The organism is Pseudomonas sp. KCJK9016 (assembly GCF_046231795.1).
GTDB classification, from domain to species: Bacteria; Pseudomonadota; Gammaproteobacteria; order Pseudomonadales; family Pseudomonadaceae; genus Aquipseudomonas; species Aquipseudomonas bananamidigenes.
Window position 1 is genome coordinate 82880 of sequence record NZ_JBJJMM010000006.1, and the last position, 18797, is coordinate 101676.

The 18797-nt window shown below is 53.8% G+C and carries 15 protein-coding genes; all 15 read left to right on the plus strand.

Going from position 1 to position 18797, the window contains the following annotated elements; genetic code table 11:
• The first annotated feature begins 102 nt into the window (after nt 1-102).
• The 15 genes from rpsA to ACK6BI_RS07580 all read left to right on the plus strand — a co-directional run bounded on the left by rpsA (nt 103) and on the right by ACK6BI_RS07580 (nt 18631).
• A complete protein-coding gene (gene rpsA, locus ACK6BI_RS07510) occupies nt 103-1785 on the plus strand; it encodes a 30S ribosomal protein S1 (protein ID WP_409316553.1) in 1683 nt (560 codons plus the stop codon).
• A 210-nt stretch (nt 1786-1995) separates the two neighbouring features.
• Nucleotides 1996-2274 carry a hypothetical protein gene (locus ACK6BI_RS07515; RefSeq protein WP_409316554.1) on the plus strand — a complete coding sequence of 93 codons (279 nt, stop codon included), beginning with the start codon at nt 1996-1998 and terminating at the stop codon, nt 2272-2274.
• 140 nt (nt 2275-2414) lie between these two features.
• Nucleotides 2415-2711, plus strand: a complete 297-nt coding sequence (gene ihfB, locus ACK6BI_RS07520) for an integration host factor subunit beta (RefSeq protein WP_007950920.1) — start codon at nt 2415-2417, stop codon at nt 2709-2711.
• A gap of 27 nt (nt 2712-2738) precedes the next feature.
• Nucleotides 2739-2978, plus strand: a complete 240-nt coding sequence (locus tag ACK6BI_RS07525; protein ID WP_409316555.1) for a LapA family protein — start codon at nt 2739-2741, stop codon at nt 2976-2978.
• A 228-nt stretch (nt 2979-3206) separates the two neighbouring features.
• Entirely contained in the window at nt 3207-4283 is a 1077-nt protein-coding gene (rfbB, locus tag ACK6BI_RS07530) for a dTDP-glucose 4,6-dehydratase (RefSeq protein WP_409316556.1), read from the plus strand.
• Nucleotides 4280-5173: a dTDP-4-dehydrorhamnose reductase gene (gene rfbD, locus ACK6BI_RS07535; protein ID WP_409316557.1), complete on the plus strand. Its 894-nt coding sequence runs from the start codon at nt 4280-4282 to the stop codon at nt 5171-5173. Before rfbB ends, rfbD begins: the two co-directional genes overlap by 4 nt.
• Nucleotides 5170-6060, plus strand: coding sequence for a glucose-1-phosphate thymidylyltransferase RfbA (gene rfbA / locus ACK6BI_RS07540; RefSeq protein WP_065257152.1), 891 nt, complete (start codon nt 5170-5172; stop codon nt 6058-6060). Before rfbD ends, rfbA begins: the two co-directional genes overlap by 4 nt.
• Nucleotides 6061-6118: 58 nt before the next feature.
• Nucleotides 6119-7042, plus strand: coding sequence for a glycosyltransferase (locus tag ACK6BI_RS07545; RefSeq protein ID WP_409316558.1), 924 nt, complete (start codon nt 6119-6121; stop codon nt 7040-7042).
• Nucleotides 7039-8001: a UDP-glucose 4-epimerase family protein gene (locus ACK6BI_RS07550; RefSeq protein WP_409316559.1), complete on the plus strand. Its 963-nt coding sequence runs from the start codon at nt 7039-7041 to the stop codon at nt 7999-8001. The genes ACK6BI_RS07545 and ACK6BI_RS07550 overlap by 4 nt, the downstream gene beginning before the upstream one ends.
• 356 nt (nt 8002-8357) lie before the next feature.
• Complete coding sequence (locus ACK6BI_RS07555; protein WP_409316560.1) at nt 8358-9365, plus strand: glycosyltransferase family 2 protein; 1008 nt, start codon at nt 8358-8360, stop codon at nt 9363-9365.
• A gap of 117 nt (nt 9366-9482) precedes the next feature.
• Entirely contained in the window at nt 9483-10301 is an 819-nt protein-coding gene (locus ACK6BI_RS07560; RefSeq protein ID WP_065257149.1) for an ABC transporter permease, read from the plus strand.
• Nucleotides 10291-11658, plus strand: a complete 1368-nt coding sequence (locus ACK6BI_RS07565) for an ABC transporter ATP-binding protein (protein WP_065257148.1) — start codon at nt 10291-10293, stop codon at nt 11656-11658. Before ACK6BI_RS07560 ends, ACK6BI_RS07565 begins: the two co-directional genes overlap by 11 nt.
• A 4-nt stretch (nt 11659-11662) precedes the next feature.
• A complete protein-coding gene (locus tag ACK6BI_RS07570) occupies nt 11663-16603 on the plus strand; it encodes a glycoside hydrolase family 99-like domain-containing protein (protein ID WP_409316561.1) in 4941 nt (1646 codons plus the stop codon).
• A 61-nt stretch (nt 16604-16664) separates the two neighbouring features.
• A complete protein-coding gene (cysC, locus tag ACK6BI_RS07575; RefSeq protein WP_409316562.1) occupies nt 16665-17258 on the plus strand; it encodes an adenylyl-sulfate kinase in 594 nt (197 codons plus the stop codon).
• Nucleotides 17255-18631, plus strand: a complete 1377-nt coding sequence (locus ACK6BI_RS07580; protein WP_409316563.1) for an FAD/NAD(P)-binding protein — start codon at nt 17255-17257, stop codon at nt 18629-18631. The genes cysC and ACK6BI_RS07580 overlap by 4 nt, the downstream gene beginning before the upstream one ends.
• Nucleotides 18632-18797 lie beyond the last annotated feature (166 nt).

Genomic DNA, 18797 nt, shown 5'->3' on the forward strand with positions numbered 1-18797 from the left:
ACCAGTCATAGTCCTGCGGTGGCTTCCTTTAATTGAAACTGACCCGCATCGTCTGGGATGTGGAGATGGGCGTATTTTTCGCCCTAATCAACAGGAATTAAAATGAGCGAAAGCTTTGCGGAACTCTTTGAAGAAAGCCTGAAGACTCTGAACCTTCAGACAGGCTCCATCATCACCGGCGTTATCGTTGATATCGACCACAAAAATGGTTGGGTCACCGTTCACGCAGGCCTGAAGTCTGAAGCGCTCATCCCGCTTGAGCAGTTCTACAACGATGCTGGCGAGCTGACTGTAAATGTCGGTGACGAAGTTCACGTTGCTCTGGACTCGGTTGAAGACGGTTTTGGTGAAACCAAGCTGTCCCGTGAAAAAGCCAAGCGCGCTGAATGCTGGATTGTTCTGGAAGCAGCCTTCGCAGCCGAGGAAGTGGTCAAGGGCGTTATCAACGGTAAGGTTAAGGGCGGCTTCACTGTCGACGTTAACGGCATCCGTGCGTTCCTGCCAGGTTCCCTGGTTGACGTCCGTCCAGTGCGCGACACCACGCACCTGGAAGGCAAAGAGCTGGAATTCAAGGTCATCAAGCTGGACCAGAAGCGCAACAACGTTGTCGTTTCCCGTCGCAGCGTCCTGGAAGCCGAGAACTCCGCCGAGCGTGAAGCTCTGCTGGAATCCCTGCAGGAAGGCCAGCAAGTCAAAGGTATCGTCAAAAACCTCACCGACTACGGCGCATTCGTCGACCTGGGTGGCGTGGACGGCCTGCTGCACATCACCGACATGGCGTGGAAGCGCATCAAGCATCCTTCCGAAATCGTCAATGTTGGCGACGAGATCGACGTCAAGGTTCTGAAATACGATCGCGAGCGCAATCGTGTTTCCCTGGGCCTGAAGCAACTGGGCGAAGATCCATGGGTTGCTATCAAAGCCCGTTACCCAGAGAGCACTCGCGTTACCGCTCGTGTAACCAACCTGACCGACTACGGCTGCTTCGCTGAGCTGGAAGAAGGCGTTGAAGGTCTGGTACACGTTTCGGAAATGGACTGGACCAACAAGAACATCCACCCTTCGAAAGTCGTACAAGTCGGCGACGAAGTGGAAGTCATGGTTCTGGACATCGACGAAGAGCGTCGTCGTATCTCCCTGGGCATCAAGCAGTGCAAGTCGAACCCATGGGAAGACTTCTCTGGCCAGTTCAACAAGGGCGACAAGATCTCCGGCACCATCAAGTCGATCACCGATTTCGGTATCTTCATTGGTCTGGACGGCGGCATCGACGGTCTGGTTCACCTGTCCGACATCTCCTGGAACGAAACCGGCGAAGAAGCCGTGCGTCGTTACAAGAAGGGCGACGAGCTGGACACCGTTATCCTGTCGGTTGACCCGGAGCGCGAGCGTATCTCCCTGGGTATCAAGCAACTGGAAAGCGATCCGTTCTCCGAGTACGTCTCGGTTAACGACAAAGGCGCAATCGTCAAAGGTACTGTGAAAGAAGTTGACGCCAAAGGCGCCATCATCGTTCTGGCCGACGATATCGAAGCGACTCTGAAAGCCTCCGAAATCAGCCGTGACCGCGTTGAAGACGCGCGCAACGCTCTGAAAGAAGGCCAGGAAGTAGAAGCCAAGATCATCAGCGTTGATCGTAAGAGCCGTCAGATCAGCCTCTCCATCAAGTCGAAAGACGATGCTGAAGAGAAAGAAGCTATCCAGAGCCTGAACGCGGCTCAGGAAGCTCCAGCTGACACCACCATGGCAGCTCTGCTGAAGCAAGCAATGGCCAAGCAGAACTAAGTTCTGTCTGACCATGCAAGAAAAAGGGCGACTTCGGTCGCCCTTTTTTGTGCCTGCGATTTGACGAGGCGTCATGCTGTGCGCGCTCTTGGTGAAACCATTCCCTTTGTCAGGCGGTCTGTTTCTTTAATCGGATCAATCGTCTATTCGCGTCTAGGCTTAGTCTGAAGATCGCAGTAGTCGGGCGTATGGCCCGGCATAAGGAAGTGAATGAACAAGTTTATAGTCTTGTTGGGCATACTGATGCTGGCGGGCTGTACTACCAGCGCCAAGACACATGCGGTGCGCGGCGTCAGCGGCATCGAGGTTGATTGCTCGGGTTTGGGGTCGGGCTGGGAGAAGTGTCAAAAGCGTGCGGCGAAAGAATGCAAGGGGGCAGGTTACAAGGTGGTCACGCGTTCGGATGATGCCAAGGATGAGGATTTGTTTCCCTTCGGCTTCAATCCTGCGGGTTACGTCACTCGTACCATGCTGGTGATCTGTCGGTGAGTGGGGGGGGGCATGATGCCCTGAAAATGGGCATTTCGATGCAAGGAAAGATATGTCAAGCCCTGGGCTGTTCAAAATCTTCCGGGCGTGCTAAAACCTTTCAAGCGCTGATCTAGCTGCTTGAAAAAGAAGGGAAAAATATGACGAAGTCGGAGTTGATCGAACGAATTGTCACCCATCAAGGGCTGCTTTCATCCAAGGATGTAGAGTTGGCCATCAAGACCATGCTTGAGCAAATGTCCCAATGTCTCGCTACGGGTGATCGCATCGAGATCCGTGGTTTTGGCAGCTTTTCCTTGCACTATCGTGCGCCGCGGGTTGGTCGCAATCCGAAGACCGGACAGTCGGTCAGTCTTGACGGCAAGTTTGTGCCGCATTTCAAGCCGGGCAAGGAACTGCGTGATCGCGTGAATGAAGAAGAGGAGGAGGGGGCTTGACGGTCACCGCTACGCAAGGAGTTGCTTATGAGTAATCTCAAGCGCATTTTTCTTTCCATTTTAATTCTATTGCTTGTGTTGGCGATCCTCGCGTTCGTTCTCGAAAATCAGCAATCGGTCTCCCTGTTGTTTCTTGGCTGGGCGGGGCCACAGCTTCCGGTATCAGTGATTACGGTTGGTGCATTGCTGGTGGGGATGCTGATCGGGCCGTTTTTTGGCTGGTTTCTGGGACGCTCGTCCAGAGCTTCACGCAAGCCTCTTGTCTGATTGCGGCATGGAAGGAAAGGCGACCTAAACAGGCACAGCTTGTCTATATCCATTAGTAAAACGTTCATTAAGCTGTAAAATGCTGCGCTTGTCCGATAGTGGCATATTCCCACATCGGCGCAGACTGGCTCTGTCAGAAGCCCATGGCTGAATTGGTGGCTTTTGCGTTTATGGATTAGACAGTGCTCGGTTGGTAGCCCTGTCAGCAACTCAAGGGTATGGTTTCGCGTGAAAATTCTAGTAACCGGCGGCGCCGGGTTTATCGGCTCAGCTGTTATCCGTCATATCATCTCCAACACTACCGACGCAGTGGTAAACGTCGACAAGCTGACGTATGCCGGTAATCTTGAGTCGTTGGCCGAAGTCAGCGGAAACTCGCGTTACACGTTCGAGCGCGTCGATATCTGCGATCGTGAGCAGATCGACCGTGTCCTGCGTGAGCACCAACCGGATGCGATCATGCATCTGGCCGCAGAGTCTCACGTCGATCGCTCCATCTCGGGTCCTTCCGAGTTCATTCAGACCAATATCATTGGTACTTACACGCTGTTGGAAGCGGCACGCCATTATTGGACTGCGCTGGATGATGCGCGCAAGGCCGCTTTCCGCTTTCACCATATCTCGACGGACGAAGTTTACGGCGACCTCGAAGGTCCGGAAGATCTCTTCACTGAAACGACTCCCTATCAGCCAAGTTCGCCTTATTCGGCAAGCAAGGCCAGCTCCGACCATCTGGTCCGTGCCTGGGCTCGTACTTATGGTTTGCCGACGCTTGTCACCAACTGTTCGAATAACTATGGTCCTTGCCACTTCCCTGAAAAGTTGATCCCGCTGATCATTCTCAATGCGCTGGAAGGCAAGCCGTTGCCGGTCTATGGCAAAGGAAATCAGGTCCGTGACTGGCTTTATGTCGAAGATCACGCGCGTGCGCTTTACAAGGTCGTGACCGAAGGCGTCATTGGCGAGACTTATAACATTGGCGGTCACAACGAAAAACAGAATATTGAAGTCGTGAACACCCTGTGTGCTCTTCTCGACGAATTGCGTCCCGACTCTGCGCATCGCCCGCATGCTAGCCTGATCACTTACGTTCAGGATCGCCCAGGTCATGATCAGCGTTATGCCATCGACGCCAGCAAGATCCAGCGCGAGCTGGGCTGGACTCCGGAAGAAACCTTTGAAACCGGCATTCGCAAGACTGTCGAGTGGTACCTGAGTAACACTGAATGGGTCGCTCACGTCAAAAGCGGAAGCTACCAGCAGTGGATCGACCAGAACTACGCAGATCGCTCGAACCAAGCATGAAAATTCTCTTACTGGGAAAAAATGGTCAGGTAGGGTGGGAGCTGCAACGCTCCCTCTCGCCACTTGGTGAGTTGGTCGCGCTGGATCGTCATGCAGTCGATGGCTTGTGTGGTGACTTGTCGGATCTGGACGCCTTGCGTGCGACAATCCGCACGCTCAAGCCTGATGTCATTGTCAATGCAGCTGCCTACACTGCAGTCGACAAGGCCGAATCCGAAGTCGAACTGGCTGATCGCGTCAACGGCCATGCCAGTCTAGTCATGGCTGAAGAGGCGGCTTTGCTGGATGCCTGGCTGATTCATTACTCAACCGATTACGTGTTCAGTGGTGAGGGTTCGGCGTCATGGCAGGAGACCGATGCGGTCGCACCGGTCAATCATTACGGTGTAAGCAAGCTAGCCGGTGAGCAGGCAATCGCTGCGTCGGGCTGCAAGCATCTGATCTTCCGAACCAGTTGGGTCTATGGTGCTCGCGGCAATAACTTCGCCAAGACCATGCTTCGACTGGCAAAAGATCGAGAAACGCTTAGTGTGATTGCCGATCAGATCGGGGCGCCGACAGGTGCTGACCTGATCGCCGACGTTACGGCAATCGCGATTCGCGAGGTACTACGGCGGCCGGAGCTGGCGGGTGTGTATCACCTCGCGGCGAGTGGTGAAGTATCGTGGCACGGCTATGCAAGCCACGTCATCGCGTTTGCCCGGGACAATGGCGAGCAGCTTGCTGTGACTGCGATCAGTCCGATCGATACGGCTGCATATCCGACACCCGCGCGTCGGCCTCTGAATTCACGTTTGAATACTCGGAAGCTGCGCGACAATTTTTCTCTACACTTGCCGGATTGGCAAAGTGGTGTCACCCGAATGCTTAGGGAAGTTCTTAATAAATGACCACGACAAATCGTAAAGGCATCATTCTCGCCGGTGGCTCGGGTACGCGCCTGCACCCGTTGACCCTTGGAGTTTCCAAGCAGATGCTGCCGATCTACGACAAGCCGATGATCTTTTATCCGCTGTCAGTGCTGATGCTTGCCGGCATGCGTGAAATTTTGATTATTTCAACCCCGGAAGATTTGCCTTGCTTCCGCAAACTGTTGGGCGATGGCAGCCTTTACGGAATCAAGCTGACTTACGCCGAGCAGCCGAGCCCGGATGGTCTGGCGCAGGCCTTCATCATTGGTGAGGAGTTCATCGGAGAGGATCCTTGCTGTCTGATCCTGGGCGATAACATCTTTTATGGTCAGCACTTCTCTGACAATTTGCGTTCGGCCAACTCTCAACAGCACGGCGCGACTGTATTCGGTTATCACGTCTCTGATCCCGAGCGTTTTGGTGTTGTGGAATTTGATGCGTCCGGTCGCGCGTTGAGTATTGAAGAGAAGCCACTGAAACCAAAATCCAGCTATGCGGTTACAGGTCTTTATTTCTATGACAATCAAGTCGTGGAGATCGCAAAGAACATCAAGCCTTCCGAGCGCGGAGAGCTGGAAATCACTGATGTGAACCGCGCCTACCTGGAGCAAAAATCGCTGAATGTCGAGATGCTCGGTCGCGGCTTTGCCTGGCTGGATACAGGTACTCACGACTCTTTGCTTGAAGCCAGTCACTTCGTTCATACCATTGAGCAACGTCAGGGTTTGAAAGTGGCCTGCCTGGAAGAAATTGCGTACCACAATGACTGGATCACCGCCGATCAGCTGGCTGAGCAAGCTGATGCCTTGAAGAAGACCGGCTACGGTCAATACCTGCAGAAGTTGCTGGACTCGCCTTCTCACTGATTCGAATAACAAAACGTTTTCGAGTGAGAAAGTCAAAATCGGTGCAAGCAGGAAAGCTATGCCAGTAAAACATCCCAAGGTTGCGGTTTTGCTGGCGGCCTTCAATGGAATGCAGTGGATCGAAGAGCAACTCGATTCGATTCTTCGGCAATCCGGTGTACACCTGAGCGTTTATATCAGTGTGGATCCCTCGACTGATGGTACAGAAGCCTGGTGCTTGGCCTTTGCGGCCAGGCACCAGGGTGTTCATGTGCTCCCTGGTGCCGGTGCGTTCGGTGGTGCCGCGCGCAACTTTTTCAGATTGATCCGTGATGTATCCCTCGAAGAATACGACTACATCGCGTTCTCCGATCAGGATGACGTCTGGTATCAGGACAAGCTCGAAAGGGCGATCGGCAAAATTCAGGCGCGAGGCGTGGATGCCTACTCCAGCAATGTTGTCGCGTTCTGGCCGGATGGTCGCACGCAACTGCTGGACAAGGCTCAGCCCCAGACCTCCTGGGATTTCCTGTTCGAGGCCGCTGGGCCGGGATGTACATACGTCTTCACTCGTGAGCTGATGCATCCACTCAAGACCGCCATGCTGGGCAGTTGGAGCGACTTGCAAAATGTCAGTCTCCACGATTGGTATTTTTACTCTTTCGCACGTAGTCGTGGATTTCGCTGGTTCATCGACGCGCGTCCTTCCATGGATTATCGCCAGCATGCAAGTAATCAGGTAGGGGCGAACGCCGGCATCGGTTCTCTGATCATGCGCTACAAGACCATTCATGACGGGTGGTGGTTTTCTCAGGTCAGGCAGATCGTTCGGCTGGTGGGGCTTGAGCACCATTCATTTGTCGAGCCTTGGCTGCCTTTGGGGCGCTCGCAGTTGATAAAGCTCTCGTTCAGTGCAAGAGACTGTCGGCGCAGAACACGAGACAAGCTGTTTTTCTTTTGCATCTGTTGGGCTACGGCGCTGGTTGGAAGCAAGGCTAAATGATCGGTACTCAAGTTTTGGTGACTGGCGCGACCGGGTTTGTCGGAGAGGCGCTCGTGTTTCGACTGCTGCGCGACAAGGTATTCAGTCCTGTTGCTGCTGTGCGCGGTGAAACGAGGTTGAGTGGTCTATGCCGGGTTGTGGCATTTGACATGGGGGACAGGGCCCTGCTGCCTCCTCTGGCTGGCATTGATGTGGTTGTTCATTGCGCTGCGCGAGTGCATGTGATGTATGAGTCGGCAGAGGGGGCTCTTGAGCGGTTTCGCAAAATCAATGTCGAAGGGACTGTTCGTTTGGCTCGCAGTGCAGCTGAAGCGGGCGTTAAAAGATTCATTTTCGTCAGTTCGATCAAGGTCAATGGTGAAATGACGCTCCCGGGAGTTGCCTTCAAGGCGGACGATGTGCCGGCGCCGCTCGATCCTTACGGCCTATCAAAATGCGAAGCAGAGGACGCCTTGCGAGCAATCAGCGTCGAAACGGATATGGAGGTTGTCGTCATCCGGCCGCCATTGGTCTACGGCCCCGGTGTCGGGGCCAATTTCCTGAGCATGATGCGCTGGCTTGAGCGTGGTACTCCGCTACCGCTTGGGGCGATACATAACCATCGCAGCCTTGTTGCGCTTGAGAATCTGGTGGATTTGCTCAATGTCTGTATCAGTCATCCAGAGGCGGCGGGAAACACCTTTCTGGTCAGTGATGGAGAAGACTTGTCCACCACTCAATTGCTCAGGCGCATGGCGAGTGCCCTGGGTGTAAAGCCTCGCTTGCTGTCGATTCCTTCCTGGGTATTGAAGACGGGCGCATCGCTGATCGGTCGTGCTGATCTCGCGCAGCGATTGTGTGGGTCATTGCAGGTCGATATCAGTAAAACCATCGATAGGTTGGGATGGTCGCCTGTCATTGGCGTCGATGATGCGTTCAAGCGAACCGCGTTCCAGTATCACTCGCGGCAGCGTACTTGAGTGGAGGTGTTTGACCGTTGATGACCTTTGCCTGCTACTTCGACATTGGCAAACTGCCACCCTTTTTCTAACCATGGCGGCTTGATACCCTACGCGCCGCCACGGCGGCGCTCATCTGTAATATTCACATTATCCATGTCTCGTCGGGGCTGACGGTCCTGCTTCCAGCGTTTGCAAGGCGATAATGTCACTGGGCTATCAAATGACAATGTTTCGTCGTTATAATTGCAAATTTTGCGCAGCTGGAAATGGCGCATGAGCCGTTCCGATGGCGTTCTCGTTGCCCGTCGAATGCTCGCTCGTGTTGAACGAATCGGCACAGGTGAAATTTTCTCCTTTAAGCAACGGAGTGCTCGGTGGTAGCTCCTCTTTTCCCGGATGTTCAAAACAGCAGTCCGGATCACCGCATTGTCGACCGGCTTCAGCAGGAGCCCGGTGGTCCTTCCGGACGTGTTGCCGTTCTGTTGTGCACCTTCAATGGCGAACGTTTTTTGGCACAGCAATTGGACTCCATTGTGCGCCAAAGCTATCCCCACTGGTTTGTCGTGGTGTCAGATGATGGTTCTGACGACTCTACCCTGGAATTATTACGCGAATACGCCGAGCGCTGGGGAGAAGGCAAACTGTCGATTCGCCAGGGACCGGGACGTGGATACGCCGCCAACTTCCTTTCGCTGACCTGTGACCAATCCATCGAGTCCGATTTCTATGCCTGGGCCGATCAGGATGATATCTGGCAAGAAAACAAGCTGGAGCGCGCCTTGTGCGAGCTTCAGGGCACCCCTCCACAGGAGCCGGCTCTTTATTGTGGCAGGACCGAATTGATCGATGAGGAGGGGGCACCCATGGGTTTGTCTCCTCTGTTTGAGCGTCCCGTCGGATTTGCCAATGCGCTAGTGCAAAGCGTGGGGGGGGGCAACACAATGGTCTTCAATCAGGCTGCCCGTAAGCTGTTCTTGCAGGCAGGCCCCAGTCTGGACATCGTTTCGCATGACTGGTGGGCGTATCTCCTCGTTTCAGGTGCTGGAGGGCGAGTCACTTACGACGTTTGTCCAACCATCCTCTACAGGCAGCACGAAGCAAACCTCATCGGCTCTACATCGGGCCTGATGGCGCAATTGAATAGAGTACGGATGCAGTTCCGCGGTCGTTTCCGTGGGTGGAATCAAAAGAATATTGCGGCGCTGGAGTCGACCAGATTCCAGTTGAATGAAGAAAGCCGGATGAGGCTGGATCTTTTTCAGCGGGCACGAAGTTCTCGCGGATTGGCCCGGATCATCTGGTTACGGCAATCTGGTGTCTACCGGCAATCCTTATGGGGCAACCTTGGGCTGCTTTTGGCGGCGGTATTCAATGGAATCTGATACGCAGTCGGACTTGGCCCCTTTCAGGAAGAGTGTTGTGGTAATTCAAGTGATTGCAAGACGAGAGAGTTTGCTGAGGAATTTAAACCCCCTCGGATTTATTGAGGTTTTGAGACAATGCTGAACTTTTCTGCTTCACCAAAGGAGATGCTCAATAGCATCTGGCGCAACAAAGGTCTCATCCGGGCGCTGGTGCAGCGGGAGATCGTTGGGCGTTATCGCGGGTCGATCATGGGCATGCTGTGGTCACTGTTCAATCCGATTGTGATGCTGGTGATTTACACATTCGTATTCAGCGTCGTATTCAAAGCCCGATGGAGCGTCGATAGCAGCTCGAAAACCGAGTTTGCGCTCATGTTGTTTGCGGGGCTGATCGTTTTCAATCTGTTTTCCGAGTGTATAAACAGAGCCCCAGGGCTGATTATTGGCAACGTCAACTACGTGAAGAAAGTGGTGTTCCCGCTGGAAATACTTCCATGGGTTACGCTGGGCGCGGCTATGTTTCACTTTCTCGTCAGCCTCAGTGTCTGGCTGATTGCTTATCTGATTTTTTTCGGAAAGCTTCAGTACACCATTCTGTTGCTCCCGGTATTTCTGGCTCCTCTGATCATTTTTGTTGTCGGCCTAGTTTGGTTTCTCGCCTCAATGGGCGTGTACCTGCGAGATGTCAGTCAAATCATCGGTGTCTGCACTTCCGTCCTGATGTTTCTTTCACCGATTTTTTATCCGATTACGGCGCTGCCTGAAGAATACCGGCATCTGCTCTTTTTGAACCCCCTGACCCCGGCGATTGAAGATACCCGGGCTCTGCTCTTCAGGGGCGAACTGCCGAGTCTGATTCACCTGGGTTTCTACTATATCGCTGCAGCTCTTGTCTTTTGGCTAGGATTTGCGTGGTTCCAAAAAACGCGTAAAGGGTTCGCCGATGTCCTCTAATACCGCCATTGCCGTCAACAACCTGAGTAAGTGTTTCCATATTTACGACAAGCCGAGAGATCGGCTGATGCAGATGTTCGCACGCGGACGCAAGCAATACTTTCGTGAGTTCTGGGCCCTGCAGGGTGTTTCGTTCACCATCGACCGAGGCGAGACCGTTGGTATCCTCGGACGAAACGGTAGTGGTAAATCGACACTTTTGCAGATGATTTGCGGCACGCTCAATCAGACACACGGCGACATCATGACTCACGGTCGTGTCGCAGCCTTGCTGGAGCTGGGTTCCGGATTCAACCCTGAATTCAGTGGTCGCGAAAACGTGTACATGAATGCTGCCGTACTTGGCCTTACACGAGACGAGACTGAAGCCCGTTTTGCCGAGATCGAAGCCTTTGCGGAAATCGGCGAATTCATCGATCAGCCGGTCAAGACCTACTCCAGTGGCATGATGGTACGCCTGGCTTTTGCCGTGGCGATCAATGTTGACCCACAAATTCTGATTGTCGATGAAGCGCTGTCAGTCGGCGATGAATTGTTCCAGCGTAAATGCTTCGCGCGGATCGAGGCGATCAAGGCCAGTGGCGCGACCATTCTGTTTGTGTCGCATTCCGGGAGCGCCGTCATCGAACTGTGTACGCGGGCGATTCTGCTGGATAAGGGAGAGAAGCTCGCCGAAGGTGTGCCCAAGGTCATTGTCGGCCAGTACCAGAAGCTGCTGTATGCGCCTGCGGACAAAGTTGCGGAAATCCGCGAATCGATCAAGACCGGTGTACTCGAGCGCCTTGAACTCCAGCGGGAGGCCAAGCGCACCGAGGTGGCAGTCGAGGCGTCACAGGCGAAGGACAACGGACTTGAGGAGTACTTCGATCCTCATATCGTTTCCAAAAGTGTGATGTCCTACGAATCTCACGGTGTTCTGATCAGCGAACCGCGCATCCTCAATGCGGCCGGTAAACAGGTTAACTGCCTCAAGCGCGGTGACAGCTACCGTTATACCTATCGCGTAGCTTTTTCGACGGGGGCTGTGGCGGTTCGCTTTGGCATGATGATCAAAACGCTTGCCGGTATCGAGATCGGTGGGGCAGCCAGCGCGGCCAGCACTCAGGACGCCATCGACTACGTGGCGGCCGACGCTGAAGTCGATGTTGAATTCAAGTTCGAGTGCAACTTGAACCCCGGAACGTATTTCCTCAATTCAGGGGTAGTCGGTGCCGTAGGGGAGGGGGAAACCTATCTGCATCGTTTGATCGATGCCTGCCTGTTTCGCGTTCTGCCGGAGACTGCGATCACAGCAACCGGAACAGTCGATTTCAAATGTATCCCAGCTTTTACCATTTCAAGTGTTGAGCATAATTAATCTTATGGATCATAAACAAATAGTCGTAGTTTTGGGCATGCACCGGAGCGGTACGAGTGCCATTACGCGTGGTTTGAAAGTCCTTGGTGTCGATCTGGGCGATAACCTGTTGCCTGCCGAGTCGGGCAATAACGAAAAAGGCTTTTTTGAAGACGCAACCATCACTGCTTACAACGAAGAGTTGCTGGCTGATCTGGGACACAGCTGGGACAGTCTGCTTCCTATCCGCCGGGAAGAGCTGGACTCGCCGGTCGCGCAGAGCCACAAAGCACGTGCAATAGAGCATCTGCGCGAAAAGCTAAGTGAGATAAAGTGTTTCGGCGTAAAAGACCCGCGAATGTCCCGACTGCTGCCATTCTGGCAGGAGATCTTTGCCGAGTTGGGTCTGCAGGTCAGCTATGTCATTGCTTTCCGTAATCCGATAAATGTTGCGCATTCGTTGGTCAAGCGGAACGAGTTTGAAGTTGAGAAAGGCTACTTTCTCTGGCTTGAGCATATGCTGTTCAGTTTGAAATACAGCCAGGGCGCATCGCGCGTTTTTGTGAATTACGAGTTGATGCTTCAGGAACCCGAGAAGCAGCTGCGACGCATGTCTGAGTCGCTGGGGTTGCCGTTTGACCCGCAGGGCCCCGAGTTCCGGGACTATCAGAGCAACTTTCTCCAGCAGTCGCTGCAGCACAACAGCTTTTCGCTGGACGAGCTAAAAAAAGATTCCGCTGTACCGGCCGATGTCTTGAAACTCAGTCTCCTGCTTCTGGAGCTCTCGCGTGATGAGCGTGCAGATGACCAAACGGTTCTCAGCACTGTCAACAGTCTCTGCGAGGCGATGAACGAGCGTTTGCCTGCCTATCGACTCATGCGTCGTTTTGATCTGGACAACGCTGAACTGAGTGGGAAACTGACTCAGAAGGAACACGCCTTCAAAAGCCTCGAAGCTGAACACACTTCGCTTGCTGCCGATCACGCTACGCTTGTTATCGATCACGGCGCACTGGCTTCCGATTACAGCAAGCTTGAGGCCCGGTTTGACGAACTGGAGTCGAATTATTCGTTGATCGACGGTCACCGACGCTGGCTTGAAGCCGAATATGGCGTTTCCCAGGCGAGCCTTTCCGACACGGAAGAGTTGGTTCAAATGCTTGAGGCTGATCTGCGTCGTTATGGTTCCGGGCGTTTTTTGCTCAAGTCTCTTGTCTCGTATGTTGCCGATCGATTCGGGATTCGCTTCCGAGGTGATGAACCAGTCCATAGTGAGTTATTCAACGCCGACTATTACCTCACTACTTATGAAGATGTTCGGGCGGCAGGCGTCGATCCATTGCAGCACTATCTGGAGCAGGGCTGGCGTGAGGGGCGTGACCCGTCGGCAGGATTCTCCACCAAGGCCTATCTCGACAGCTATCCGGACGTGCGGTTGCGTCGTATCAATCCGCTGATCCACTACTTGCGGTACGGGTACTATGAAGGGCGGTCGATTTACGACACCAAAGGTCGTAATTATCATCTGTCCCGCAAGGTCGGTCGCCATCGCCTTGCCATACAACTGTTGAATCTGGTTGCGCAACAGCCGCAGCTGCTCAGCCGCTTTGTCCGCGAAGCTCGCCGTGGCGGTCTGCGTCATGCATTGGCTATTGCAGTTCGCAAGCTCAAGCTCAGTCAGAAGCGGCTGGCGTTGAAACAAGTCTCCAGTCCGCTTGGCGATGCAGTTTTGACCGAATACGAAGTACTGAAGGTCGTGCCTTACTATCTGGATCCTTATCTGTCAGACGTCCCGCAAGTGACGCCTGGTATGGTTGCCGTTCATCTTCACTTAAGCAGCGAGCAGCTATCAGGAAATTGGCTGAACGACCTGAAAAATATTCCTGTCGAGTTCGATTTGTTCATTTCCCGCATCATGGGTAATGGCTCGAAGTTCGACGACAAGGCGCTGCGCAGTGCTGTACCTCTGTTACGCAGGTTGGTGGTTGAAACCGTGCCCGCGCAAGTTGGAGCATTTGCTGCGCTGATCGTCCAGTTCGGCGCTCTTCTGAGTGAATACGACGTTGTAGCGCACTTCCATGATGAGGCCGATGGTGTCGATAACATGGACGGTTCGGGCTACAAGGAGCGTGTGGATCTGCTGTGTGGTTCGCCTGCCTACGTCGGACAAATTCTTCAGTTGCTCGGTGGCGATGCCAAAGTGGTGTATCCCGCCGATAACCGAGTTGAAGCTGCCATCTACCGTCAGGCTGGCTGGAGTGATGCCGGAAACGTGATTGCCGCGGCTCTGGAAAAATTCAGCGCGGTCGATGCGAAGGCATTTCCGGGCGTGCAATTCCCGCGCGCCGGATTGTTCTGGGCACGCGTCGGCACGATCCAGGACTTCTTGCACCTTCCATTGAAATTCGAGAGTTTCACGAGTCAGGGCGACGTTGTCGCAGGTGATCTGCTGAGCCGTTCGCTGGAGCGTCTGTTGCTGGTGAGCACGACGAACAGCGACGGGCGTAACTATCAGCTGGAGGCGCCACAGATTTCCCATGAGCCTCGTGAGTATTACGAGCCACAGGTTGATTACTCTGCGAGCATCAAGCACGACACCATCAAGGTGCTGGCGTATTACCTGCCGCAATTTCACCCTACACCCGAGAATGATGAATGGCACGGCACCGGATTTACCGAGTGGTATAAGGTTCGCTCTGCCAATCCATTGTTCCACGAGCACTACCAGCAACATGTTCCGCACGAGGACATTGGTTACTACCATCTGGACGGCCCGGCCAAGTTGCAGCAGCAAGCCGAAATGATGCAGAAGTCAGGTGTTCATGGCCTGATTTTCTATCATTACTGGTTCACCGGCAGAATGATCCTCGAGAAACCGGCACAAATGCTGCTGGATAATCCGCAGATTGATATGCCGTTCTGTTTCTGCTGGGCGAACGAGAATTGGACTCGCCGATGGGATGGCAACGAGGCGGAAATTTTGCTGGGGCAGGTCTATTCGAAAGAAGACGCTCGTGGCTTTATTCGCTATCTCATCCCATTCTTCAAAGACGAACGCTATATCAAAGTAGATGGCCGTCCGATGCTACACGTGTATCGACCGTCCTCGATCGAGCATATCGATGAGTACCTGGCTGTCTGGCGCGAAGAGTGTGAGCGCGAGGGCCTCAAGGCGCCATACGTGGTGGCGACGCTGACGCGCGGTGCGACAAATCCGCAAGACCATGGCATGGACTCTGCCGTCGAGCGGGTACTGCATGACTGGACTGCCGATGCGGTACAGGACACTCGCAGCCAGTTGCGTCCGTACTGGCCTCTGGAAGGCAACATTATTAACTACCCTGAAGTTGCCGACCACTACATGGGGCAGGATCTGGGCAAGGATTTCACGCTGTTCCGGTCGCTGGTTCCAACTTGGGATAACACTGCTCGTTACGGTAACAGAGCGTACGTGCTTAACCACTTCACTACGGAAAAATTCCAGAGCTGGATGGAGTTTCTGGTGGATTACTCCGAGCGGAACCTGCCGGAAGATCGCCGCTACGTAGTGGTAAACGCCTGGAACGAATGGGCTGAGGGGGCGCACCTTGAGCCCGATACCCGCTTTGGTTACGGCTACCTCAACTCCATCGGACGTGCGTTGTCCGGCCAGTCGTTTTCGGCGACCGTCGACTGTGTCCTGCCAGCAGATTTGAAGCTGAATGTGGTGCTGACACCTGAAGCAGTGGCACGCCTGGAGGCTGAGCCTGAGTCGTGCCGCAAATTCCTGAAATGCCTAGCCGTTTCAGATGCGTTCAAAGCTTGCTCGGTTTCTTTCGAAAATCCAGAGCTTCACCAGGCATTGCAGGCGCAAGGTGTCAGGATCTCCGAGCTTGCGCCTGCCGAATGCGACTTCACGTTGCAGTTCAGCGATATTTGCCTGTTTCCTGCAACGGCCGTCAAGTCGTTGTTGAAAATGGCCAAGCGGCACAAGGGGTATTCCGTGTCGGCCAGTCTGCGAAACGATCCGTCGTTTGTGCAGGGCGAAAATACTGTCAACTTCAGTATCGAGCCTGATCAGGTTGCCTGCATGGAGTTGCGTCCGAGTGCACCGACGATCGGCTACAAGATCTGCTGTGAGGCCTCATGTTTCCGACTGCTGCCGGACAATGGCGTCCACGGATCATCGCTCGACACGGTATCGACCATCGTGCGTTACCACCGTCGTGGTGACCGTGCATCGCTGATCAATGCACTTCTTTCGTTGATCGCTCAGTCAAGTAGTCAGGTTTTGCCTGTTCTGGCTATTCAAGATATGGATGACCAGGAAATCGCAGTACTTGAAGCGCAGCTCGCTCAACTGCCGTGGAATGAGCATTGTGCTCCGGTGATTCGCCGTTACTTCTCGACGGAGCAAGCGCCGGATTTGCGTTCGTTGATGTTGAACGATGCGCTCAAGGCTGTCGGCAATGGTTACGCAGCATTTCTTGATTATGACGACATGCTGTTTCCGTGGGCTTACAGTTCACAACTGGAACAGATCAAGTCCAGTGGCAAGAATGCAACCTTTGCACGTGTCTACTCCACCATGGTGGATTCGGCGACTGGTTGCATCGTCAAGCGTGACAAGATTTACGATTACGGTAATAACTACCGTGATTTCATCGAGCATAACCACGCGCCGCTGCACAGTTTTCTGCTCGATCTGAACAAGTGCGACCTGGAAGCCGTGACCTACTTCGATGATATGAAGTACATGGAAGACTACTATCTGACGATGCAGTTGTTCACGCGCGACGGGACGGATTGGGCGTCACTGCGTTCCTGTGATTTTATCGGTGATTACATTCACCGGATCGGTTGCGATACCCATACGCTTGCGCTGACTGATGAGCAACAGCGTGCGGACTTGCTGGCTAGCGAGTCTTACCGGATCTGCGAGGCTCGCATCAAGGCCCTGCGGGATCGCCTGTTGCCCCACGCTTAGAGCTGAAGGCCCGCCAGCTTGTTGGCGGGCCTTATAGTCTGATTCAAATAAGGTTAATCGTATGAGCAAGGATCTGGTTTTTCACGCTACCGCCATCAGTGCGTCGGCAAGAGCTCAGGTAAAGGGGCAAAAACCGGCCGTTATCTGGCTGACCGGTTTGAGTGGCTCAGGCAAGTCGACAATCGCCAATGCTCTGGAGCAAGCGCTCGTGGCCAAGGCCCGGCACACATTTTTGCTAGATGGCGACAACTTGCGCATGGGTTTGTGCAAGGATCTAGGTTTTACCGATGCCGATCGGGTCGAGAATATTCGACGTGTTGCAGAAGTGTCGAAGTTATTCATCGACGCCGGGTTGATCGTGATCACCGCGTTCATTTCCCCGTTTCATCGTGATCGCGCCATGGCGCGTGACGTCATCGGCAATGAAGCATTTGTCGAAGTGTTTATCGACACCTCGCTGGAAGAGTGTGAGCGACGCGATCCGAAAGGACTCTACAGCAAGGCAAGAGCGGGTCAGATCAAGAACTTCACCGGGATCGACTCTGCCTATGAGGCACCGGTCAATCCGGATATTCGCATCAACACCGTTGCCGAAGAGCTGTCCGAATCCATCGCAAGAGTGCTGGAATACCTGGATAAAAGGTTTGATCAATGAAAACCCTCGTCATCATTGGTGCGGGTTTCAGCGGTGCAGTAACGGCAGCACAATTCTTGCGTCGCAGCCCCTCCGATGTCCGAGTCGTACTCATCAACCGCTCTGGGACCATGGCGCGGGGGGTGGCTTATGGCACCAACAGCTCACTGCATTTGTTGAATGTTCCTGCCGGCAATATGAGTGCGGACGTAGATGATCCCGATCATTTTCTGCGTTTCTGCAATAGACGGGATTCACTCTATACCGCCTCTTCCTTTGTGCCCCGTACAACCTACGGTGAATATCTGGCGTCCGTTCTGGATGATGCCGAAAAACACTGTGCTGACGGAGTTGTGCTCGAGCGTCTTATTGCGGAGGTTCGCAGCGTGCGGCCTGAGGGTGATGGCGCAGTTCTCGAAATGTTCGACGGGCAATGCATAAGGGCCGATCAGGTGGTTCTGGCGTTCGGGAACTTTTCCCCGTTGGATCCTCCGGGGTTCAGTGCATCCTTGGGACTTAATCGCTATCAATCTGATCCATGGGACTCTGCCTCGGCAGAGTCGGCTGATGCAAACGGTCCGGTCTTGCTGATAGGCTCGGGCCTTACCGCGTTGGATGTTTCGTTGAGTTTGTTACAGAAAGGGCATAGCGGGCCCATCTATATGGTTTCACGACGAGGGCTGCGTCCTCTGCCTCATCGCACGCAGCGTTCTGCTTACTCGGGGATCGGGGACATCGCTGAAAAACTGTTGCAGGAACCGCCCTCCGTTCGCGGGTACATGAGATTGATTCGCCAGGAAATTTCTCAAGTTCAACCAAGGGGGGGGGATTGGAGAGACTTGCTGGCGACCATGCGCTCGATTACACCGGATCTGTGGGGGAGGCTAACGGATATTGAACGCCGGCGATTCCTTCGCCATGTTCAGCCTTATTGGGATACTCACCGACATCGTGTGGCCCCCGCAGCTTATCAACACTTCGAAGAAGCTGTTTTGAAGGGGCAGATCCATTCATTAGCCGGTCGCGTGCGGAAAGTGGTAACGAGCTCCGAAGATGTGGCCGTCGATATTCAGCTACGCGGCAACGGTCAACTGAAGCAGATAAGGGTGGCGCGAGTCATTAACTGCACCGGGTCGAACACGAACCTGAGTCGAGTAGATGACAAACTGATTTCACAGCTGAGAGAGGATGGATTGATTCAACTGGACTCGTTGGGGTTGGGTTTGAACGTTGATCAGTGGCTCACGGTAAAGGGAAAGGATGGCAACGCCGTGCCATGGCTGCATTACGTCGGACCGATGCTTAAGGCCAACTTCTGGGAGGCCACGGCAGTACCTGAGTTGCGACAGCATGCCAAGCAGTTGGCACTGAGATTGGTAGATCAATTCTGCTGAAGGGCTCGTCAATCAATGTAAAAAAGGGGGACTAAATAAGTCCCCCCTTTTTTCGTCTGTTGTCCCGTCCTGAATAAGGTTTACACCTTCTGATCTGTTTTCAGGAGGAAGTAATGGAATCAGCAAAAAGGCGTAGCCAGCGAGACTACATGCTGACTTTTAAATT